Origin of the sequence: Pseudomonas sp. 31-12, from assembly GCF_003151075.1 — a bacterium.
Lineage (GTDB): Bacteria > Pseudomonadota > Gammaproteobacteria > Pseudomonadales > Pseudomonadaceae > Aquipseudomonas.
The window spans coordinates 4,491,926-4,514,321 of record NZ_CP029482.1; the positions used below are offsets into that span (position 1 = coordinate 4,491,926).

20 protein-coding genes and 1 pseudogene are annotated in these 22,396 nt (G+C 59.2%); 16 read left to right on the plus strand and 5 right to left on the minus strand.

The window, feature by feature from the left end:
- Nucleotides 1-8: 8 nt before the first annotated feature.
- On the minus strand, nucleotides 9-1,172 hold the full coding sequence (locus tag DJ564_RS21230) for an acyltransferase (RefSeq protein ID WP_109633056.1): 1,164 nt from the start codon (nucleotides 1,170-1,172) through the stop codon (nucleotides 9-11).
- A gap of 224 nt (nucleotides 1,173-1,396) precedes the next feature.
- Nucleotides 1,397-2,587 carry a serine hydrolase gene (locus DJ564_RS21235; RefSeq protein WP_109633058.1) on the minus strand — a complete coding sequence of 397 codons (1,191 nt, stop codon included), beginning with the start codon at nucleotides 2,585-2,587 and terminating at the stop codon, nucleotides 1,397-1,399.
- Nucleotides 2,588-2,712: 125 nt separating this feature from the next.
- Between DJ564_RS21235 and DJ564_RS21240 the strand changes: the two genes are divergently transcribed.
- From DJ564_RS21240 to DJ564_RS21275, 8 genes and pseudogenes are all read left to right on the plus strand, one after another.
- Nucleotides 2,713-3,600, plus strand: coding sequence for a LysR family transcriptional regulator (locus tag DJ564_RS21240; protein ID WP_109633060.1), 888 nt, complete (start codon nucleotides 2,713-2,715; stop codon nucleotides 3,598-3,600).
- A pseudogene (locus DJ564_RS32560) lies at nucleotides 3,593-3,893 on the plus strand (MFS transporter); the annotation flags it as partial. The gene DJ564_RS21240 and the pseudogene DJ564_RS32560, both read left to right, overlap by 8 nt.
- Nucleotides 3,894-5,028: 1,135 nt before the next feature.
- Nucleotides 5,029-5,973 carry a PDR/VanB family oxidoreductase gene (locus tag DJ564_RS21250; RefSeq protein WP_109633062.1) on the plus strand — a complete coding sequence of 315 codons (945 nt, stop codon included), beginning with the start codon at nucleotides 5,029-5,031 and terminating at the stop codon, nucleotides 5,971-5,973.
- A gap of 51 nt (nucleotides 5,974-6,024) precedes the next feature.
- A complete protein-coding gene (locus DJ564_RS21255) occupies nucleotides 6,025-7,356 on the plus strand; it encodes an aromatic ring-hydroxylating dioxygenase subunit alpha (RefSeq protein WP_109633064.1) in 1,332 nt (443 codons plus the stop codon).
- A complete protein-coding gene (locus DJ564_RS21260; protein WP_109633066.1) occupies nucleotides 7,346-7,879 on the plus strand; it encodes an aromatic-ring-hydroxylating dioxygenase subunit beta in 534 nt (177 codons plus the stop codon). The genes DJ564_RS21255 and DJ564_RS21260 overlap by 11 nt, the downstream gene beginning before the upstream one ends.
- Complete coding sequence (locus DJ564_RS21265) at nucleotides 7,879-8,472, plus strand: cysteine hydrolase family protein (RefSeq protein WP_109633068.1); 594 nt, start codon at nucleotides 7,879-7,881, stop codon at nucleotides 8,470-8,472. Before DJ564_RS21260 ends, DJ564_RS21265 begins: the two co-directional genes overlap by 1 nt.
- Nucleotides 8,469-9,281: an SDR family oxidoreductase gene (locus DJ564_RS21270; RefSeq protein ID WP_109633070.1), complete on the plus strand. Its 813-nt coding sequence runs from the start codon at nucleotides 8,469-8,471 to the stop codon at nucleotides 9,279-9,281. The genes DJ564_RS21265 and DJ564_RS21270 overlap by 4 nt, the downstream gene beginning before the upstream one ends.
- Before the next feature lie 68 nt (nucleotides 9,282-9,349).
- Nucleotides 9,350-10,585 carry a dienelactone hydrolase family protein gene (locus tag DJ564_RS21275; protein WP_109633072.1) on the plus strand — a complete coding sequence of 412 codons (1,236 nt, stop codon included), beginning with the start codon at nucleotides 9,350-9,352 and terminating at the stop codon, nucleotides 10,583-10,585.
- Between the two features lie 55 nt (nucleotides 10,586-10,640).
- Here DJ564_RS21275 and DJ564_RS21280 read toward each other — a convergent pair whose 3' ends face one another.
- The 3 genes from DJ564_RS21280 to DJ564_RS21290 form a co-directional block, all read right to left on the minus strand.
- Nucleotides 10,641-11,639, minus strand: coding sequence for an AraC family transcriptional regulator (locus tag DJ564_RS21280; RefSeq protein WP_109633074.1), 999 nt, complete (start codon nucleotides 11,637-11,639; stop codon nucleotides 10,641-10,643).
- A gap of 27 nt (nucleotides 11,640-11,666) precedes the next feature.
- A complete protein-coding gene (locus tag DJ564_RS21285; RefSeq protein ID WP_178082314.1) occupies nucleotides 11,667-12,680 on the minus strand; it encodes an AraC family transcriptional regulator in 1,014 nt (337 codons plus the stop codon).
- Between the two features lie 363 nt (nucleotides 12,681-13,043).
- Nucleotides 13,044-14,300, minus strand: coding sequence for an OprD family porin (locus DJ564_RS21290; RefSeq protein WP_109633078.1), 1,257 nt, complete (start codon nucleotides 14,298-14,300; stop codon nucleotides 13,044-13,046).
- A 412-nt stretch (nucleotides 14,301-14,712) separates the two neighbouring features.
- Here DJ564_RS21290 and antA point away from each other — a divergent pair, with 412 nt between their 5' ends.
- From antA to DJ564_RS21330, 8 genes are all read left to right on the plus strand, one after another.
- On the plus strand, nucleotides 14,713-16,116 hold the full coding sequence (gene antA / locus DJ564_RS21295) for an anthranilate 1,2-dioxygenase large subunit (protein ID WP_109633080.1): 1,404 nt from the start codon (nucleotides 14,713-14,715) through the stop codon (nucleotides 16,114-16,116).
- Nucleotides 16,117-16,118: 2 nt separating this feature from the next.
- Entirely contained in the window at nucleotides 16,119-16,610 is a 492-nt protein-coding gene (antB, locus tag DJ564_RS21300) for an anthranilate 1,2-dioxygenase small subunit (RefSeq protein ID WP_084377596.1), read from the plus strand.
- A gap of 18 nt (nucleotides 16,611-16,628) precedes the next feature.
- Nucleotides 16,629-17,654, plus strand: a complete 1,026-nt coding sequence (antC, locus tag DJ564_RS21305) for an anthranilate 1,2-dioxygenase electron transfer component AntC (protein WP_109633082.1) — start codon at nucleotides 16,629-16,631, stop codon at nucleotides 17,652-17,654.
- 107 nt (nucleotides 17,655-17,761) lie between these two features.
- Nucleotides 17,762-18,922: an ABC transporter substrate-binding protein gene (locus DJ564_RS21310; protein WP_109633084.1), complete on the plus strand. Its 1,161-nt coding sequence runs from the start codon at nucleotides 17,762-17,764 to the stop codon at nucleotides 18,920-18,922.
- A 64-nt stretch (nucleotides 18,923-18,986) separates the two neighbouring features.
- Nucleotides 18,987-19,898: a branched-chain amino acid ABC transporter permease gene (locus tag DJ564_RS21315; RefSeq protein WP_109633086.1), complete on the plus strand. Its 912-nt coding sequence runs from the start codon at nucleotides 18,987-18,989 to the stop codon at nucleotides 19,896-19,898.
- 10 nt (nucleotides 19,899-19,908) lie between these two features.
- Nucleotides 19,909-20,934: a branched-chain amino acid ABC transporter permease gene (locus tag DJ564_RS21320; protein WP_109633088.1), complete on the plus strand. Its 1,026-nt coding sequence runs from the start codon at nucleotides 19,909-19,911 to the stop codon at nucleotides 20,932-20,934.
- Nucleotides 20,931-21,680, plus strand: coding sequence for an ABC transporter ATP-binding protein (locus DJ564_RS21325; RefSeq protein WP_109633090.1), 750 nt, complete (start codon nucleotides 20,931-20,933; stop codon nucleotides 21,678-21,680). The genes DJ564_RS21320 and DJ564_RS21325 overlap by 4 nt, the downstream gene beginning before the upstream one ends.
- Nucleotides 21,673-22,359, plus strand: coding sequence for an ABC transporter ATP-binding protein (locus DJ564_RS21330; protein ID WP_109633092.1), 687 nt, complete (start codon nucleotides 21,673-21,675; stop codon nucleotides 22,357-22,359). Before DJ564_RS21325 ends, DJ564_RS21330 begins: the two co-directional genes overlap by 8 nt.
- Nucleotides 22,360-22,396 lie beyond the last annotated feature (37 nt).

A 22,396-nucleotide genomic window follows, 5' to 3' on the forward strand; every position in this document is an offset into this window, starting at 1 on the left:
AGGATGGATCAAGGCGCGGTTTCAGGGTTGCCCAGGCTGCTGTCCAGCGCCTTGGCTTTCCCGGTTCGCCCCCAGCGCTGCATGACCGGTCGCTCGATAAAGTTGAACAACAGCCAACCACCGAAGATGGAGAGCGCAAAGGTGGCCGCGACGATCAACGTGGCCGTCCTGTTATCGAACAGTCGGCCGCCGAGCAGTTGTGTCGCGCAGGTCATGATCAGCAGATGGATCATGTAGAAACCAAAGGAGATTTCGCCCAGCCAGACCATCCAGCGACTGTTGAGTAACCCCTTGCGATCCTGCAGGTCACTGGCGGCAATCGCCGTGATCAGCGCTGCAATCGGCACCAGCGTTACCAGGTTCAGGCTGTACTGGAACGGCACCCACATGGCCGCCAGGTAACCGCCGACCATCAGCGCGAAAGCCCAGGGCACGCTCAATTCGATCCAGCGCCCAGCCATGAGAATGCGGGCCATGAGCATGCCCAGCACGAACTCGAACATGCGCGCGGGCGGGAAGTAGTAAGACCACCACCATTGGCTCAGGGAAATCGGGTACTCATTGATAAACGGCGTGGCAGGTGTCAGCAAACGTATCGCCACTTGCGTCAGGGCCAGGCCGGCGACCATCGCCCAGGCCCAGTGCCACAGGCGTTCCTCGGAAATTTTCCAGATCAGCTTGAGAGCCAGCGGAAACAGCAAATAGAAGAACAACTCGCAGCACAGCGACCAGGACGGCCCGTTGACGCTGAGGAAAGTGTCCATCCGTGGAATCCAGGAATGCACCAGCAACAGGTTGGGCAACCAGATCGCCACGCTGGCGGCAGGCACCGCAAACAGCGCCATCGCCAACACCCAGGTGGCGATATGGTTAGGGTAGATTTTCAACAAACGGCGTTTCCAGAAGCCTGTCACGCTGTCGCCTTTGCGAGCCGACCAAGTGATCACGAAGCCACTGAGCACAAAAAAGAACGACACCCCGAGCCAGCCACCACCGCTGAAGATCCGTTGAAAGGCATCGATCACATTGGTGTCGGCATAGGGGTTGAAACCGATGATCCGGGTCAGCGAGGCGTGAAACATGAACACCATCGCCGCCGCCAGAAAACGGATCCCGGTGAGTGAGTCGAGCTTGCTGTGGAAATGCGAATGATAGAACTCTGCGTTTTTCATTTCCGATCCCCAAATAGTCATGGCACGCCCCAAAACACCTGCGTGTGCAGGCGTGCTCCCTGTAAAAAAATCTCACGACAATCCCAGCGGCGTTGCGAGCATTGCAGGCAATGTTGCGAGGGTCCGTTGACCCCAGGGGTACGGCTAGATGCAGACATTTTTAGCGGCGGAACGCTGCTTTTTTTGTGCTTGCGGCCGGTCCCGGGCTGGGACCGGCGCGAAGGTCATTCCCCGTAAACGGCGTTACACAGGTCGACGGTAAATTGCCCGAACATGCCTTCGAAGGCTGTATTGGTGAAGGCGACGACCGTCAATTGCTCGGCCGGGTCGACGAACCAGGAGTGTCCATAGGCACCACCCAATCGCCAACTACCGACCGACTCGACCGTCTGGGCGGCGGCCGGGTCCTTGAGCACGGTAAAGCCCAGGCCGAAGCCGCGACCGGGCCAGTTTTCCAGTTCGAGCTCGCCGGTCTGGTTGGTGGTCATCTCATCGACCAGCGCTTTAGGTAACAACGGCGCGCCGCCTTTGCGCAGGGTTTCGAGCAGATGGAGGAACTCACCAGCGCTGCCGATCAAGCCCGAACCACCGGAGTTGAAAGCCTGTGGGTCCAGGGCCCGGCTCGGCTCCAGCTTGATGCCGGCGGTGCCTTCGAAAACCGGCACCACTTCCAGCTCTTTCATGCGCCGCGGCTGTGGTTGATCGTTCAGGTACGCCGGGGTCAGGCGGCTGGCGTCGGACACACCGAAACCGACATCGCGCAAGCCCAGTGGCTTGGCGATCAATGCCTCGATTGCAGCGGCCAGCGAGGTGCCGGTGACTGCAGCAATCACGCCGCCCAGGACATCGGTCGCAATTGAATAGCCCCACGAACTGCCAGGTTTGTACAGCAAGGGCGCGTGACTGAGGCTGCGCAGGTTTTCTTCCAGCGTCACGTTGCTGCGCTCCATGCCATCGGACACACCGGCATCACGATAAGGACCACCCTGATCGCTTTCCAGAAAACCATAAGTGAGGCCGGCGGTATGGCTCAGCAACTGACGCACCGTGATCGTCGCTGGCTGGCCGTCGCTCAGGGTCGGCTTGAAGTAAGGCAGCCAGCGGGTGATGTCGTCATCCAGGTTGAGTTTGCCCTGACCGATCAGCGCCAGTGCGGCCACCGAAACAATCGGCTTGGATACCGAAGACAGCCGAAACAAGGCATCCTCGCGCATCGGCAACTGCGCCTCACGGTCGGCCAATCCGGCCGCGCGCTGGTAAATGAGCTTGCCGCGGTGAGCCACCAGCACCACTGCGCCTACCAGGCGCTGATCGTGCAAGGTCTGCTCCAGCACCGCGTCGATGCGCGAAGCCAGCTCGACGAGTTCAAACGAGCGTAGAGACTGTAATGAGCGAAGCGGTTCGTTGACTGACATTGGCGGACCTGAATAGTTGGATGAATAAGTCGATGTCTCGATGGTAGAGGGGGCCGTTGTCGGGAAACAGAGGTTACTATTCCGAGGTCCACGGACCTTTTTGTCCGCAATCAAAGGAGTGAGTGTTGGATAAGCTCAATGGCATCACGGTGTTTGTGCAGGTTGCCGAAAGCCGCAGTTTTGTTGGGGCCGGCCGTTTGTTGGGGATCTCCGCCTCGGCGGTGGGTAAGAGCATCGCGCGCATGGAAGAGAAACTCGGCGCACGCCTGTTCCATCGCAATACCCGCAGCATCAACCTGACCAGCGAAGGTTCGTTGTTTCTGGAGCGCTGCCGCCGGGTGCTCAACGAACTGGAAGCCGCCGAGCAGGAACTCTCCAGCTCCAGCGAGACACCACGAGGTAAACTGCGCATCAGCCTGCCGCTGCTGGGCAATGTCCTGTTCATGCAGCTCTCACGATTCATGCAGCACTATCCAGAAATCCAGCTGGAACTGGACTTCACCGATCGGCTGGTGGACGTGGTCGAGGAAGGTTTCGACGCCGTGCTGCGCACCGGCCAGTTGCACGACTCTCGGTTAATGGCCAGGAAACTCGACAGCTTCGGCTTCTACCTCGTCGGCGCCCCCAGCTACTTTGCGAGCCACGACTACCCGCAGAATGTCGAGCAACTGCAGGAACACCACTGCCTGCATTACAAACTGCCCTCCACGGGCAAACTGGAAAAATGGCCACTGTCGGGGCTTGCCGAAGGCACCGAGTTGAAAGTACCGGCCACGATGGTCTGCAATAACCTTGATATGCTGATCCACATGGCCCGACAAGGACTGGGCATTGCCTGCGTTCCCGAGTTTGCGGTGCGCGAGGCACTGGCGACCGGAGAGCTGGTGTCGATACTGCCTGACAAAGTGTTGCGCACGCTGAACATTCAGGTGGTATGGCCGTCGAGCCGCTACCTGACGCCGAAGTTGCGAGCGTTTATTGATTTTGTTTGTGATGGGGGTGTTCGAGACTAAGGACCAACTTGCCGCCATTCTGGTCGACAAACAAAAAGGCATGAAAGTGGCGCGCACTTACCGCCAGGCGTTCACCTCCCCACTGGTGATCAAGCTGTGGCGCATGCGCTATGGAGCATCGGCGTGTACGGCTTCATCATGTGGTTACCGTCGATCATCAAACCAGCCTCAGCGTCTGATATCGTCACCACCGGCTGGTTGAGTTCCGTGCCCTATGGCAGCGGTAGTGACGATGCTGGCGGTGTCCTGGGCCTTCGGACAAAACCGGCCAACGCAAACTGTTCGTCTGGCCCTACCATTGCGCGCGAGTGAAATGCTCGTATCAAGGCAGCGACATCCAAAAAAGTCTTGGCAGATGGGGCGTCGAAGAAGAGGCAAAAAAATGGACTTAAAACCACCGGATGCTGCTGGAGCGCAGCGGATTTCAGCGGGATACCGCACAAATGAAAAAAGGACCCGAAGGTCCTTTTTTCTTTCTCTATGGAATTCAGCAGAACCCCATGGAGCTGGAGCGGGAAACGAGACTCGTATCTAGCGTCCGACCCATTGAAATCTAAGGGTTTTCTTTTCTTGCCGAAGCAGGAAAAGACGTGGGTCCTTAGCAGCCTGTCGCGACCGGCAGCTATCGGCCAATTGTGCCGGTAACGTGCGACAGGAATGGACCTAAAAACTGTCGTCAACTCACTTATCAAGCGGCGGCTAAAGCCCACGGGACAATTTCCGACCTTGGAATCACAGCCGAAGATTCCACCCAGAGCCAGTCGTTTTGTAGGGGTAAAAACGACCAAAAATAAAAAAGGGTCGCGAGATAAAATCTCGCAACCCTTTGAATTATATGGTCGGGACGGAGTGATTCGAACACTCGACCCCTAGCACCCCATCTCCTTTTTCATACTTCTTGAAAGACTCCAAAATTTTACTCTGGATTTTTCTAAGCTAGTATTTGCTTGAGTTCCAGCGGTGTTCTGCTCTATGAGAGTCCAGTAACGTCCATCGAGAGCCGACTTTTTTGTGGGGGGAAAAGTAGGGGGAGTCCATTTCATGGCCGTTGAACATACAGAGCTATGGGCGCGCGCCGAGCGCTTACTAGCCTAAAGAGCGCTACGAGCGTGCAGGCGAATGACGAGCCTTTTATCCAGATCACCAGCATCGGCTGAACTGAATACCCGTCCCGCATTGCCTTGCACAGTGCCGCGGATTGCTCCGTGCAGTATCCACTCCCGGTGAACGCCGCTGCACTCATGAATTGCCCCATCACCGCCAATGACACCTCTGTACGATTGGCTCACTGCCTGACGCCCATTCCCGCGTACTTACGCAAAATGCGGCTATCGACTTGCCAATATCGGCTTTTTCGCCCCGCCCCCCCTCCCTACAGTGTGTACGACTTCAACGGCGAGCAGCGCTCGCCCCGTTCAGGAATCGTGCATGCCCAGCCTGTCTTTGCGTATCGAAAGGATCGACCTGCTCACGCCTCACATTCGTCGCCTGATCCTGGTCGCTGACGCCGGCCACACCCTGCCCGGTTTCACCCCGGGTGCTCATATCGAAGTGCTGATACCAGGCAGTAAACCCATGTGGCGTGCTTACTCGCTGGTCAGCCTGCCTGAGCACCCTCACTACGAGATCGCGGTGCAGCTGGAGAACCAGAGCAGCGGTGGTTCGCGCTGGATGCACGAGGTGCAAGTCGGTCAGCAACTGAGGGTACGTGCGCCCAACAACCATTTCCCATTGGTGGCAAATGCCAGTGAATACCTGCTGATCGCGGGAGGGATAGGCATCACCCCAATGCTTGGCATGGCCCGCTCGCTCGCGGTCAGTCAGCAGCCATTCACTTTGCACTATGCCGGTCGCGACGCAGACCGCATGGCGTATCTGGAAGAGGTCCAGGCGCTCGGCACCGCTCGATGCTGGATCAGCGGCGGTGACCCGGCGCGGCGCCTGCCCCTGAACAGCCTGCTGGACTCGCCCATCAGCGGACGTCAGCTTTATGTGTGCGGCCCCAAGTCATTGATCAGCAACGTGCTGCAAACGGCTCGCGCACTGGGCTGGGACGACAGCCAACTGCACAGCGAATTGTTCATCGGCAGCCTCGGCACCGAGACCGAAGCCGGTTTTGAAGTGGAGCTGCGCAGCAGTGGAATAACGCTTCAGGTGGCCGCGGGCAAAAGCGTGCTGGACGCAATGATAGAAGCCGATCTGGACCCGATGTTCGATTGCCGTCGGGGTGACTGTGGGGTGTGCGTGGCCCAAGTGCTCGAAGGCGCCGCTGACCACCGCGATATTTGTCTGTCGGAGCGCGAGCGGGCTGACGGCAGCTTCTGCACCTGTGTATCCCGCGCCTCCAGCACTCGCCTGGTGCTCGATTTGTAAGTGCGTTGCTGTACCACGCACCTCTATTATGGCTGGTTAAAAGGAGACATCATGATTCCCTCGAACGAACAGATCGCGGCACTGATCCGCGACGACAGCGTGCACAAAAGCGTCTACACCGACCCTCAACTGTTTGATCTGGAAATGCAGCGAATCTATGGTCAGGCATGGATCTACGTCGGCCATGAAAGCCAGGTCAAAAACGTCGGTGACTACCACACAACACGCATCGGCGATCAGGACGTGATTCTGGTTCGCGGTGCCGATAAAAACGTCAATGTGCTCTACAATCGTTGCCCGCACAAAGGCGCCAAGCTGGTGGCCGAAGGCGATGGCAACGTCGGCAAGTTCTTCCGCTGCCCTTACCACGCCTGGACCTTCAAACTGGACGGCCAGCACCTTTCGGCACCGTTGAAGAACGGCTTCGAAGGCACCTGCTTCAACCCCCGGCACCCGGACTTTTCAATGGTGAGCCTGGCGCGGGTCGACAGCTATCGGGGCTTCGTGTTCGCCAGCCAGATCGATCATGGTCCAGACCTGAAAAGCTTTCTCGGCGGCGTGATCACTTCCATCGACAACCTCTGCGATCGCTCGCCAGTGGGTGAAGTCGAAGTGGCCGGTGGTATTTTTCGGGTAATGCAGCGTTCCAACTGGAAAGTCTTCTACGAAAACCTCCACGACACCATGCACGCTCGCGTCACGCATGAGTCCTCGGTGGACGCGGCCCGCAGCGAGGCCGAATCCTTGGGAGAAATGCCATTCGAACTGCTGATCATGGACGGCAACGGCGAGCCTTACGATTTCTGGGAGAAGCTCGAACTGCGCGCCTACAACAATGGACATGGTTACATGGAAGCGATTTTCGACCCGGCGGCGGCCGAGCGCGACGAAGTGTCCAAGGCCCACTTCGAATGCCTGAGCGATGCCTATGGCGAAGAACGCGCCCGAGGCATCATGGGGATGAATCGCCACAACACCGTGATCTACGGGAGCGGCTCGCCCCACACCGTGTTCATGCAGTTCCGAGTGATCCGGCCGATGGCCGTCGACCGAACCCTGGTGGAAATCCAGACGTTCCGCTGCAAAGGCGCTCCGGATGCCGTATTTGACCGGGCGCTGACGTACGCCAACGTCATCAACTCGCCCTCCTCCAACGTCATGCCCGACGACGTCGAAGTCTATGCCCGTTGTCAGGAGGGCAACATGACCCGTGGCGGTGAATGGATCAGCATGCATCGTTATGTCGGCACCGACCGCTTGCTGCCCGATGGCGCGGTCTCGACCAATGGCACCAGCGAGCTGCCGATGCGTAACCAGTTCGCCGCCTGGAAGCACTACATGACCGCCACCCTGATCGCCAAGGAGAGCACCCATGCTGCTTGATCGCACCTTCGACGTCTCGACTCACGCCCTGATCCCGGCCCAGGTACCCAACGAAGCCTTGCGCGAGATCGAGCAGTTCCTCTATCGCGAAGCACGCCTGCTGGATGAGCGCCGCTTCTGGGAGTGGGACCAACTGTTTACCGATGCGGGTATGTACTGGGTGCCACACCTGCATGGGCAGGCCGACCCTTTCGAGCACATTTCGCTGTTCTGGGAAAACCGCATGCTGCGCGAAGTGCGCATCCGCCGGGTAGAGAACATACGTAACTGGTCGCAACAACCACCGACCCGCACGGCTCATCTGGTGGGCAATGTGATGGTCGAAGGACTCGACAGCCAAGGGCTGCTGGTGGTGAGCGCGACGTTCCAAGTCAGCGAATGGCGTCTTGAACAACGCCAGTTGGCCGGGCGCTACACCTACAAGCTGGCCAGTCAGGACAGCGGCGGCTGGAAAATCCAGCTCAAGCGGGTTGACCTGACCAACTGCAACGATGTGTTCGCCAACCTTGAGGTCTTTGTCTGATGGGGCGCCCGACCGTATTGGCCCTGCATTATCAGAATGACGTCTTGCATCCTGACGGCCGCATCCGGGTCGGGATCGCAGCCGATGATCCGGCACGTGACGCCGTGCTGGACGCCGCCATCAGGCTGCAGCAAGGTGCCCGCGCACGGGGCTGGCCGATCATTCATGTGCGCGTGGCGTATCGCCCGGACTATGCCGACCTGGTACAGAACGCGCCGATCCTGCGTGCCGTCGCGGCCAGCGGTGCCGTCCAGGAAGGCACTTGGGGCGCGCAGTTCCATGACGCGTTGCAACCGCTGGAAGGCCCGGACGAGTTCGTCGTCACTCATACCCGCATCAACGCGTTTTACGGCACACCGCTGGACACCCTGTTGCGTCAGCTCGAAACGCGACAGTTGCTGATCGCCGGCGTCGCCACCCACTCGGTGGTGGAAAGCACGGTCCGGCATGCCGTCGATTGCGGTTTCGAAGTCACGGTGCTCGCCGACGCCTGCGCCGCCGCCCGCCCCGCGACTCATCTGGCGGCGCTGGACAGCATGCGGTTGATCGCCACTGTCACGGATGTCGCAAGCACCCTGGAGTCAATGCCATGAAGTCCATTCCTACTGCCAACCTGCAAGGTCAGGTGGCGATTGTCACGGGCAGCACCCAGGGCCTGGGTACTGACATTGCTCGTCAACTGTTAAACGCCGGCGCCAGCGTCATGCTGGTCGGCCGCAACCGTGACACCGGGGCGGCACTGGCCTATGAGTTGGGTCAGCGGTGTCGCTTTGTCGCCTGCAATGTCGAACTGGACGAGGATATCGATGACTGTATCGACACAACGCTGGCCGCCTTCGGCCGTCTCGACATTCTGGTCAATAACGCCTGTGTCTACGAAGATCAGGGGCTACAGTCAGACCGCGAACAATGGTTGAACACCCTCAACACTAATCTGGTGTCGGCGGCAATTTTCGTACAGAAAGCCACGCCACACATGAATGAAGGCGGCACGGTGATCAACATCGGAAGCACCGGCGGTAAGTTCGGCGCGGCCGGGCGAGCCCTGTACCCGGCGTCCAAGGCCGGATTGCTGCAGCTGACCAGAAACCTTGCGGTGAGCCTGGCACCGGCTTCGATCCGGGTCATCAGCGTCTCGCCGGCCTGGACCTGGTCGCCGTCGGTGGCGAACCTGAGCGGCGGCGACCTTGCAGTGGCCGACCGTGTAGGGGCTACCTTTCACCCGCTTGGGCGCGTCGGGCGCGGCGAGGAGATTGGCCAGGTGGTCGCCTTTCTGTGCAGCCATGGCGCGTCCTGGATTACCGGGGTGGACATTCCGGTGGACGGCGGTTTCTCGATCCTCGGCCCCGATCAGGGCCTCTCGCCCCGGGTGTGGTTCGAGCGTTTGCGTGACCCGGCCTGAATCGCTCGACAGCTCCCATTGAACAACGCCAATAAAACCTGATGATGAGTCGATAACGAGGTAACACCATGGGTAAGATAATCACCGTAAAAGCCAGCGACGGCAGCGGCAGCTTCACCGGTTACCTGGCACTACCCGCCAGCGGCAAGGGCCCCGGCGTGGTAATCGGCCAGGAAATTTTCGGCATCAACGCCAACATGCGCGAAGTAGCCGATTTTTACGCCGAGGAAGGGTATGTAGCCCTTGTGCCGGACCTGTTCTGGCGACTGGAACCGGGCGTAGAACTGGGCTACACCGAAGCCGACTTCGCCCGTGCCATCGAGCTGTTTCAGCGCATGGACGTGGACAAGGCTGTCGATGACATCGACGCCAGTTTCAAGGCCCTCAGCGATTTCCCCGAAGTCGAGGACGTCGGTTTCGGCTATGTGGGTTTCTGCATGGGCGGCAAGCTGGCCTACCTGACGGCGACGAGAACCGACGCCGCCTGCTCGGTGGGCTATTACGGCATGGGCATTGAACAGTTGCTCGACGAAGCCGACAACATCAAAGGCCGCCTGGTGCTGCACTTCGCTGAACAGGATGGCTACTGCGATGGCAATGCCCGCCTGCAGATCAGCCAGCGCTTGGGCGGCCGCAACGACGTCGAGATTTACACCTACCCCGACGTCGACCATGCCTTCGCCCGCAACGGTGGCATGCACTACAACAAGCCGGCCGCGTTGATGGCCCATCAGCGCAGCATCGCAGCGCTCAAGCAGGCAATCGGCCCGAATTACAACCTGTCCGAGCTGTGGGAAAAGCACATCGAATTCGAGTTTGCCGTTCGCGATGTCCCGGCGACCATGGCGACCATGGTTGCCGAACCTTACGTCAACCACATTCCGACCATGACTGGTGGCGTGGGCTACCGCGAATTGAGCCGTTTCTACCAGAACCATTTTGTCCATGCCAATCCGCCGGACATGAAGCTGGTGCCCATCTCTCGCACTGTTGGCGCCTCGCAAATCGTCGACGAGTTCGTGATGTGTTTCACCCACACCAGCGAAATCGACTGGATGCTGCCCAACGTCGCACCGACTGGTCAATACGTCGAAATACCGATGCTCGGGGTCATCAAGTTCCGTGGCGACAAGTTGTGTCACGAACACATCTATTGGGACCAGGCCAGCGTTCTGGTGCAGATCGGCCTGCTCGACCCCACCGGGCTGCCTGTGGCCGGTATCGAAACGGCGAAGAAACTGCTCGACGAACAACGGCCGTCCAATACGCTAATGGGCAAATGGGCGGACAGCACCGAACAGTAATCGAACACTGCACCCTTGTAGTAGCGAGCTTGCTCCTACAAGGGGCAGCGTTTGACTATCTGATGGCAGCCGTCTGATGCGGGAGTTCGCCAAAGCGTTCACGGTAATAACGGGCGAAACGACCAAGATGCCCAAAGCCATGCTCCAGGGCGACTTCGGTAATGCTCACGTCGCAACGGCCGAGCAAACGATCACGCACCGCTTCAAGCCGCAGGTTTCGCAACCGCTCCATGGGCGTTTGTCCGTAACAGCGCTGGCACAGAGTATTGAGGCTACGCTCACTCATGCCCGCCGCAGCTGCCAGTTCGCCCAGGGAAAGTGCTTCACCCAGGCGACTGCGCATCAAATCTTCGATTTTATGCAACTGCCGCAATGCCTGACGCTGTGCCGGCGACTCAACGACCGCCATCGGCGAACCGTCGACTTTCGGTGGATGGGTCAGCAGGAACAGCGGCAGGCTTTCTTCCAGATGTCGCAACCAGTGCGCATGCACCGGCTCACCCGCGCTGGCCCCCAGTTGCTCAAGCAAATCATCGACCAGGCGCAACCAGCCACGCGCCTGTCCGGTGTCGAGCCGGTAAGCGGGTGGCAAGCTGAAATCGGCGGCCAGCCCGCCTTCGTCCACCAGCCTTTCCTGCATCAGCCTCAACAATGAGCGCGGCACCTTGAGCAGCAACTGTTCGCAGCCACTGTGCCAGACCAGTCGCGCCTGTCGATTGGGCGAAAGCACGGCCACCTGACCCGCCTCCAGCTCCAGCGCCAGCCCGTCGCACTCGATACTCGCCCGCCCGCGCATCGGCATCTGCATCAAGACGAAATCGGTAAAAGGCCGTGGCCGTACCTCGACCTCGGCGCCATAACGCAGGACAAACAATTGGCAACGCCCCACTTCAGCGCGAAAAAAAGCCGTGTCAACATTGCCGCTGCGCCAACTCAGATCGTGTTCGACCAACTCACGGGCGAGCAGCCGATGACTTTCTTGCCGCGAGCGGCTGGTGAAGACCGGTGTCTGGCACAACCTCGACAGATCAAGCCCCGTGCCAGCGCCTGGCATAGGGTGAACCGATAGCCCAGCCATGGCTCAAAGCGACCGGTTTCGGCGAGCTTCGTTACGTTGCAGGGTGGAGCTCGGGGTTTCATCGAACAGCTTGCGATACTCGCTGGAGAACCGTCCCAAGTGGGTGAACCCCCACCCCATGGCGATCACCGAAATGTTGCGCGCCGAATTGTCCTCGAGGATTTCCTGGCGCACAGCATCCAGCCGGTGCTTCTTCAGATACGCCATCGGCGACATGCCGAAGTATTTCTTGAAACCTTCGAACAGCTTGAACCGCGACACACCGGAAATCGCCTCGATGTCTTCCAGGTGCAGCGCTTCGCGGGCATTTTCGTGGATGTACTGCTTGGCTCGAATCAGGTAGTGGGGCAACTTGACGCCGAGCACACCGCGCAACTCTTCGGAGTAGTTATTCGGCTGGGCGAGGATCAACCCCTTGATCAGCGAACTCTCGATGTCGCGTGTGAAAAACGTCTGGTCATACAGCTCGCGGCTACGCTCCAGTTCGCCAATAAAGTAACGCGCCATGCGCCACCAGGAGGCAGAAGAACCGTTGACGGCGTCCATCACCGGTTCGAAACGCAAGGGGGTTTCCAAGGGTCGCTGCAACATGTCTTCAAGGGATTTGCGCATGGCCGCGCGGGTGATGACGACCTGGATCTTGCGGCAATCACCGTTGATCGTCAGTTCCTGGTTTTCGTGAGGCGACACGATGATTGCGCAGTCCCGATCAGACGTTACCTGACAGCCGCTCTTGCTCAAGTGCTGTTCACCGACGAGGGGCAGACTGAGACTGTAGCTGCTCAGGTGTTCGGCGTCTTCGATGCCGACCGTGACGTCGGTGCCGTACTCGATCATCCCCAGCGTGGTGGACATAGATTTGAGTACATTGCCGCTGTGATGGAACTGAATGCGATTGGGATGGCTGGTCTTGAGCAGATGTGGCCCACAGATCCCGGCCATCCACTGCCGCGCACCATTGAGGTCATAACGCTCGATACGAATGTCACGAACATGTACATCAGGACTTGTACTCATCACGGGGCACCCACGGCTGTTTTATGAACGCGCTCTGACGGCACGCCTCTGTTCGAAAGAGCAATCTTCATGCCGCGTGCCTCCCTCCGGGGGCCGGCCGAAATATACGGATAACATTCACCGAATAATCGGATAGGGACAGTGCATCGCCAGGACCGTCCATGCCCCTGAACGCCCTTCTCACGCCGTAAACTCAGGTATGGCGCTGCAAAAAAGAGCAGACGCCCACCGGTCGGCACAATAGGCATGCATTGAACACCAAGCGTGATTGGGTATTACCTGCCCAGATGAGCAGGCAGGTGTTACCCCCTGGAATTGTTGAAGCGTAGAAGCCCGAAGTCTTGCTCGGGTGGGGCTGATCGCTTACCAGAATTTCCAGGTGTAGGTGGTGATAAGGCGGTTTTCGTCGAAGTCATTACCGTGTCGGAACTTGACGTTGATGTTGCGCAGTTCGACGCCAAGGTTCTTCAGCGGGCCTTCCTGAACCACGTAGGACAGGTAGATATTTCGCTCCGATTCGCTGTTGTCGCTGAGGACGCCGCGATCGATGTCGGTGCCGCGCATGTAACGCGTCATCAGCTTCAAACCCGGCACACCCACACCAGCGAAATCGAAGTCATAGCGTGCCTGCCAGGATTTTTCGTTGGGTTTGACGAAAGCGATGGCCGACCAGTTCACCAGGTAAGGCTGCGGCGCGTAACCATTCAGGGTCGGGAACGTGCTGTCGCCGAGCATCCGCTGATAACCCAGGCCAAAGGAGTGTGCACCTTTGCGCACGGTGGTCATGGCGCCATAGGAGCGGTTATCGATGCGACCGTACAGGGCGTCGCCATCTTCCTTGTTGTTGAAATAACGCAAATCGGTTTTCAGAGCGTAACCGCCGCCCAAGTCTGCCAGGTAGGTTGCACCCAGATAATGCTGGCGATAGATGTCTTCCAACTGACCGTAGAAATAGGTCCCGGTCAGCGCCGGCGTGAACGCGTAGCTGGCACCGCCGAAGTTCAAACCATCGCTGCGGCGCTGCACGTCAGGCCCGTTGAACAAGTACATTTTTTCGCTGTTGGAGGATTCGCGACCGCTGATTTCGGTGAAGCGCCCGCCCGTCAGCGTCAGCTTGTCCACCTCTTTGGACTCGATCAGGGTGCCGTGATACGTGGTGACCAGTTGCCGCGAATCGTCGGTGTAGGCCACCGGCAGCGTTGGCCGATGCTCACCGTATTTCAACTCGGTTTTGGAATAGCGCACCTTCGCGGTGTAGCCGCCACGGCCATAGTCGGTCGCTTGCTCTTGCTTGCTGACGCTATAGGGAATGATGCTGTCAGGCCCCCTGCCACCACCGCCGTCGAGCCGGTAGGCGTACTGCATCGAAGCGTCCAGGCCAAACTGCAGCGGCCCCTCGGTGTAGCCCGAGATAAAGCGCAGGTCGAAGCCCTGGGTCCAGCTGCCGACGCGGGAATTCTTCGGGTTTTCGCCCTTGAAGTCGCGATCGATGTAAAAGTTGCGCAAGCCCAGCCCCAGGTGGCTGTCTTCAACGAAGTCCGCCTGGGCCATCATCGGTGTAATCATTCCCGCCAGGCTGGCCGTCTGCACGCAACGGGTAAACCAACTCGCTTGAAACATAACTTATCCCCTCTTATTTAATGTGCGAACACATCAAGTAGCGGCGCGATCAAAGTGATCACTCCAATAGTTGGCAGTTGTTTCTTTATTAAAATATTCAGCATGAGTCGTTATGGTTGATGTCGCTCCAGCGAGACAGCCGATACGCATCGAGAATGATTAGGCAGCATTGGCGCCAGAGTCTCTATCCTGTTAATTCGAGACTCATATCCGTTTACTTCGAATTATCAATTCCCCCACGTTCGCCGTGCCGCCCCCAACCAGCTATGTCTGGGCCAATTGACATTGGCCAATTTTATGGACTGTGTTTGCCGACAAAGCGGATAGACCCAGGCGCGGGCAACTTATTTAATGCGGACACAAACAACTTATTGAATGCACGAATTAGCCCGATGCAAAGAGGTATCGATTAATGAGCAGTGCAAAAAGCGTCGAACAGTGGAAAAGTTTTATTGAAGGCTGCCTGGACTTCCGGCCAGCGGAAGGCATCTTCCGAATATCCCGGGATATGTTTACCGAGCCGGATTTGTTTGATCTGGAAATGGAGCTGATCTTCGAGAAAAACTGGATCTACGCCTGCCACGAAAGCGAAATCTCCAACAAGCATGATTTCATGACCATGCGCGCCGGTCGTCAGCCGATGATCATCACCCGCGATGGCGAAGGCCAACTCAATGCACTGATCAACGCCTGCCAACACCGGGGCACGACCCTGACCCGCGTCGGCAAGGGCAACCAGTCGACCTTCACCTGCCCGTTCCACGCATGGTGCTACAAAAGCGATGGTCGCCTGGTCAAGGTCAAGGCACCCGGTGAATACCCGGAAGGTTTCGACAAAGCCACCCGCGGCCTGAAAAAAGCCCGCATCGAAAGCTACAAAGGGTTTGTGTTTGTCAGCCTCAATGTCGAAGGCACTGACTCGCTGCAAGACTTCCTCGGCGACGCCAAGGTGTTCTTTGACATGATGGTCGCCCAGTCGCCCACCGGTGAACTGGAAGTGCTGCCGGGCAAGTCCGCCTACACCTACGACGGCAACTGGAAACTGCAGAACGAAAACGGTCTGGACGGTTATCACGTCAGCACCGTGCACTACAACTACGTGGCCACCGTGCAGCATCGCCAGCAGGTCAACAGCGAGAAAGGCCTGGCCGGGGCCGATACCCTGGACTACAGCAAGCTCGGCGCTGGCGACAAGGAAACCGACGACGGCTGGTTTGCCTTCTACAACGGCCACAGCGTGCTGTTCAGCGATATGCCCAACCCGGCGGTACGTCCCGGATACAGCACGATCATGCCGCGCCTGCTCGAAGAGTACGGCCAGGGCAAAGCCGAATGGATGATGCACCGGCTGCGCAATCTGAACATCTACCCGAGCATGTTCTTCCTCGACCAGATCAGCTCGCAGCTGCGCATTATTCGTCCGATCGCCTGGAACAAGACCGAGATCAACAGCTTCTGCCTGGGTGTGGTCGGCGAGTCGGATGCCGATCGAGAAAACCGCATTCGTCAGTTCGAAGACTTCTTCAACGTGTCCGGCATGGGCACCCCTGACGACCTGGTGGAATTCCGCGAAGCCCAACGCGGTTTCCAGGCACGTCTGGAGCGCTGGAGCGACATTTCCCGTGGCGTGGGCAAATGGGTCGAGGGGGCGACGCCCAACAGCGAAACCATTGGCATCTCACCGGAGCTGACCGGCACCGAGTTCACCCATGAAGGCCTCTACGTCAATCAACATGGCAACTGGCAGCGCTTCATGCTCGAAGGTCTGGCGCGCAAAGCCGCCGAAGAGCAACCGTTGAAACTGCGTGAGGTGTGAACATGAATTCGCAACTGCAATACCGCATCGAGCAATTTTTCTACCGCAACGCTGAAGCCTGCGACGCCCAGGACTGGGATACGTACTTGTCGATGTTCAGCGACGACAGCGAGTTCCACCTGCCGCAATGGGACTCGGAGCATGTCTACACCACCGACCCGAAAAAAGGCATGTCGCTGATTTATTACCCCAACCGTGGCGGCCTCGAAGACCGGGTGTTCCGTATTCGCACCGGCAAGGCTGCATCGACCATTCCGATGCCGCGCACCCTGCACCTGATCAGCAATGTGCGGATTGCGCCACTGGACAACGATGAGCTGGAGGTGCGGGTCAACTGGCACACCCTCTACTACCGCTTGCAAACTGCCGAGCAGTTCTTCGGTCGCGCCACCTACCGCCTGCGGCCCGATGGCGAGAGCTGGAAGATCAGCCGCAAGCATGTGGTGCTACTCAACGACACGATCAACTCGGTGCTCGATTTTTATCACCTCTGACTGGCGGAAATCTGGATCATGAGTCACAAGGTCGCGTTCAGTTTTGCCGATGGCAAAACCTTGTTCTTCCCGGTGCAGAACAATGAAATCCTGCTCGATGCGGCGCTGCGCAACGGCATCAATATCCCGCTCGACTGCCGGGAAGGCGTGTGCGGGACATGTCAGGGACGCTGCGAGTCGGGCCAGTACAGTCAGGACTATGTCGACGATGAAGCTCTGTCGGTCGACGACCTGCGCCAGCGCAAAATGCTGACCTGCCAGACCCGCGTCCAATCCGATGCTGCGTTCTACTTCGACTTCGCCTCCAGCCTGTGCAATGCGCCGGGACCGGAGCGGCTCAAGGGCATCGTGCGGGCCGTCGAGCAGGTATCGCCGAACACCGCGATCCTGCATCTGGATGCCGGTGCCGATGGCCAGCAACTGGACTTTTTGCCCGGCCAGTACGCTCGACTGCAAGTGCCGGGCACAGACGGCCAGCGCTCCTACTCATTCGCCAACCGCCCCAATGGCAGCAACCAGTTGCAGTTCCTGATCCGGCTGCTGCCTGACGGGCTGATGAGCAATTACATCCGCGAGCGCAGCCTGATCGGCGACGAGATCATGCTCGAAGCGCCCCTCGGCGCCTTTTACCTGCGCCATGTCGACAAGCCGTTAGTGTTTGTCGCTGGCGGCACCGGGCTCTCGGCGTTCCTGGGCATGCTCGATGAACTCGCGGAGCGTGGTGGGTGCGGGCATCCGGTGCATCTGTACTACGGCGTGCGTAACGCCGCCGACCTTTGCGAAACCGCGCGCATCGCGGCCTACGCAGAGCGGATTCCCGGTTTTCGCTTCACACCGGTCATCAGCGATCCGGCCCCGGACTGGAGCGGCAGACGCGGTTACATCACCGAGCACTTCGACCTTGCCGAGTTTCGTGATCAAGACCTGGACATGTACCTCTGCGGCCCGCCGCCGATGGTCGAGTCGATCAAGCAATGGCTGGCCGTCCAGGCTCTGGATCAGACCCGCTTGTACTACGAGAAATTCACCGAAAGCAACACCTGACACTGGAACCCACAGCCAAAACAAATTTCCAGGCACCCGGACATTTTTTACTGCCCTCAACTAACAACTACGTCACGCGCGATGCGGACTTCATTAAAGGCGGCACTATGAAAAAACTACTCGTGGGTACACTGCTGGCAGCCAGCTGCGTGACCAGTCTGCTGGCCCAGGCACAGGACCCGGTGCGCATCGGTTTTATCACCACCCTCTCGACCCCCGCCGGTTATCTGGGCGAAGACTCACGCGATGGCTTCCAGTTGGCTATCGATCTGGAGGACGGCAAGCTCGGCGGTGTGCCCGTAAACCTGCTGGTCGAGGACGACGGACTGCAACCGGCGCGCGCCAAGCAGATCATCGACCGGATGAGCCTGGACGGAATTTCACTGTACACCGGGGTGATCTTTTCCAATGTGCTGGCGGCGGTGGTCAACACGGCAACCAAGGACGGCTTCTACATCAGCAACAACACCGGCCCTTCGAGCCTGGCCGGCAAGCAGTGCAAACCCAACTACTTCGTGGCCTCGTACCAGAACGACACGATCCATGAAATGGCCGGTGTCGCGGCCAATGAGCTGGGCTACAAAAAGATGGTCATCCTGGCCCCCAACTACCAGGGCGGACGCGATGCGCTGGAAGGCTTCAAGCGCACGTACAAAGGTGAGGTCACCGAGATCTACACCAAGCTCAACCAACTGGATTTCTCGGTCGAACTGGCCCGGGTGCGCTCGCTGGCGCCGGATGCGATTTTCGAGTTCCACCCCGGCGGTGCAGGCATCAACTTCGCCAAGCAATACGGCAGCTCGGGCCTGAGCAAAACCATCCCGATGGTAGTGCCTGTGTTCTCCATGGACGAACGCATGCTCGCCGCCACCGGCGATGTCGCCAAAGGCATGAACATCGTGACCTTGTGGAACCCTGGATCGAACAACCCGGCCAACCAGGCGTTCGTCAAAGCGTTCAGCGAAAAATACAAGCGCGTGCCAACGGTATATGCCGCTCAGACCTATGACACGGCGCGTCTGATCGGTGCAGCACTGAAGAGTGTGGGCGGCAACATGAAAGACCCCGAAGCCTTTCGAAACGCACTGCGCAACGTCAAGTTCGACTCGATCCGTGGCGATTTCGCTTTCGGCAAAAACCAGCATGCGGTCATCGACTGGTACTTGCTGCGCGTAGAAGCCGATGCCAACGGCAAGCTGATTCAGGTGCCGGTGCAGACTATCGCCAAATCGCAAGTGGACAGCTTCGCCGCCGAATGCGCCCTGTGATCCAACCTTTCGGTCTCGTGCCTGGCAGCTTCGGCTGCCGGCGCTTTTCGTAGGATTCCCCAGCATGCTGTTACTTGAACAAATTCTGAACGGCCTGCAATACAGCGCCTTGCTGTTTTTGCTCGCCTCCGGCCTGACGCTGATCTTCGGCATCATGGGCGTCATCAACCTGGCCCATGGCGCCTTCTACATGGTCGGGGCGTTCTGCGCCGCCTACACCGCTTCGCTCAGCGGCTCGTTCTGGCTTGCCGGGCTGGCGGCGGTGATTGGCTCCGCACTGTACGGGCTGCTGATTGAAACCAGCATCATGCGCCGTCTCTACACCCGCGATCATCTCGACCAGGTGCTGGCCACCCTGGCCGTGGTGTTTTTCACCAACGAGTTGATCACCGTGCTGTTCGGTCGCAGTCCGCCGGCCATGCCGACACCCGAGTGGTACGGCACCTTCGTCGAAGTCCTGCCAGGGTTGATGTACCCGATCAGCCGCCTGCTGTTCATCGCTGCCGGGGCATTGGTGGCAGTTGCCATGTGGCTGCTGATCAACCATACCCGCCTGGGGATGCTGATACGTGCCGGGGCCGACGATCACGAGATGGTTGGTGCATTGGGCGTGAACATCGCCCGCCTCTACACCCTCGTGTTCGTCTTCGGCTGTGTGCTCTGCGGACTCGCCGGTTTCATGGCCGCCCCGCTGCTGTCGGTGGAAATCGGCATGGGCGAAAAAGTACTGATCACCACGTTTGTCGTCATCGTCGTCGGCGGTGTCGGCTCGGTGCGCGGCGCGCTCGCCGGTGCACTGCTGATCGGCATGGTCGACGGCCTCGGGCGAGCGTACATCCCGCAATTGCTCGACCAACTGTTGCCCGCCGAAGTCAGCGGCACCTTGAGTGGCGGGCTGATTTCGGCCAGTGCCTACATCGTCATGGCCGTCGTCCTGCTGGTCCGTCCACGCGGCCTGTTGCCCGCCCGCGCCTGAGGAGAACTACATGTCCCGTCGAGTCCTTATCGATCTGCTCTGCCTGGCGACGTTCGCCCTCCTGCCGCTGCTTGCGTCGTTGTTGCACGAACCCTTTCTGGTCAGCCTGTTCACGCGTCTGGCGATCTACGGCATGGCCGCCGCCAGCCTGGACCTGTTGATCGGCTATGGCGCGATGATCAGCTTCGGTCATGCAGCGTTCTTCGGCTTGGGTGGCTACGTGGTCGGCGTCATCGGTTTCCACACCTCGCAGGCCATACCGCTGTGGGGCTGGGAAGGCTCTGACAGTGCGCTGATCGTCTGGCCGCTGTCGCTGCTGGTCTGTGCGCTGTTTGCCTTGGTGGTCGGCTATCTGTCGCTACGTACCAGCGGTGTGCAGTTCATCATGATTACGTTGGCGTTCGGCCAGATGCTGTATTTCCTCCTCAGTTCGCTTTCGTTGTACGGCGGCGACGACGGCATCCTGCTCAACCAGCGCAATACGCTACCGGGAGTGGATCTGGAAAATCCGGTGCAGTTCTACTACCTGTGCCTGGGGCTTCTGGTGGCCTGGCTGTTGTTCTGTCGGCGGCTGGTCAACTCGCGCTTCGGCTATGTACTGCGGGGCCTGAAGCAAAGCGAACGGCGCAGCATCAGCCTGGGTTTGCACCCGTTGCGCTACCGGCTGAGCGCTTTCGTCATCGCCGGCGTCGGTGGTGGCCTGGCCGGGATCTTGTGGGCCAATTACGCGATGTTCGTCAGCCCGGACATGGGCGCTTGGCACAAGTCCGGCGAACTAATGGCGATGGTCATTCTTGGCGGCGTAGGCACCCTGCTCGGACCGGTGCTCGGCGCTGCGGTGTACCTGGGATTGGAGCAGGTGTTGAGCCTCTGGACCGAGCACTGGCTGCTGATCTTCGGTCCGTTGTTGCTGGTCGTGGTGCTGTTCGGCAAAAAAGGCCTGTACGGCCTGCTGCTCAGTCCATGGCCGCAATGGCGCAAGCCCCCGGTGCCACACGCTCCGCCCGCCATTGCCAACAGCGAGGTACGCTCATGATCCCGCAACTGTCGGTCCAGGATCTGGAAAAAACCTTTGGCGCGGTCAAGGCCACCAACGGTGCGAGCTTCGATATTGCCCCGGGGGAATTGCACGCCATCATCGGCCCCAATGGCGCCGGCAAGTCGACGCTGATTTCGCAGATCGCCGGGGAGATACGCCCGGACAAGGGACGGATTTTCCTCAACGGTCAGGACATCACCGCCGCGCCCGCCCATCAACGCCCTCGCCTCGGCTTGGCGCGCGCTTTTCAGGTCAGCCAGCTGTATCCGGAATTCACCCTGCTGGAAAACGTCGCGGTCGCGATCGCCGCACGCGATGGTCAGACCTTCGGCATGTGGAAACCTCTGAGCAGTGACCGCCGCCTGCTGGGCCCGGCAGCGGACTATCTGCAACGCGTCGGCCTCGCGGCGCGTGGCCAGGCACTGGTCAGCGAGTTGTCCCACGGCGAACGGCGGCAACTGGAAATCGCCCTGGCGCTGGCCCAAGAAGCTTCGGTGTTGTTGCTCGACGAACCGATGGCAGGAATGGGGGCAGAGGAATCGGCTCGCATGACGCAATTGTTGCTCGAACTCAAGGGTCGCTACGCGATCCTGCTGGTCGAACACGACATGGACGCCGTGTTCGCCCTGGCGGATCGCATTACCGTGCTGGTCTATGGCCAGACCATCCTGACCGGCAGCGTCGAACAGATTCGCAACGACCCGCAAGTACGTGCCGCCTACCTGGGAGAAGAACATGCTTGAAGTGACGGGATTGCAGGCCGGCTATGGCCTGAGCCAAGTGCTGTTTGACATGCACTTGAAGATCGAACAGGGCCAGGTGGTGTCGCTGATCGGGCGCAATGGCATGGGTAAGACCACCACGGTCAAGTCGATCATGGGTCTGCTCAAGCCCACCGCTGGCAGCGTCTTGATTCACGGTCGGGAAATGCGCGGCGCCCCACCCTACCGCATCGCCCAGGCCGGACTGGGACTGGTGCCCGAAGGCCGGCGCGGTTTTGGCAGCCTGAGCGTGCGGGAAAACCTGCTGGCCACCGCGACCCAGGGCAAGTGGGACCTGGCGCGGATTTACCAGTTGTTTCCACGGTTGCAGGAACGCCAGGATCAGTTGTCGAAAACCCTCTCCGGTGGCGAACAGCAGATGATGGTCGTCGCCCGCGCCCTGCTGACCAACCCGCAGTTATTGATTCTCGACGAGGCGACCGAAGGCCTGGCGCCGATCATTCGCGAAACCATCTGGAGCTGCCTGGCGAGCTTGAAAGCCGAAGGCGAGACGATTCTGGTCATCGACAAGAACCTCAAGGAAATGGCCAGGGTGGTCGACTGCCATCACATCATCGAAAAGGGCCGACAGGTTTGGCACGGTACTCCGGTGCAACTGGCCGAAACACCGGAATTGTCCCAACGTTACTTGGGCGTATGAATCACAGGGTTTGAAGTTCCCCCTTTTGGGGGAACGC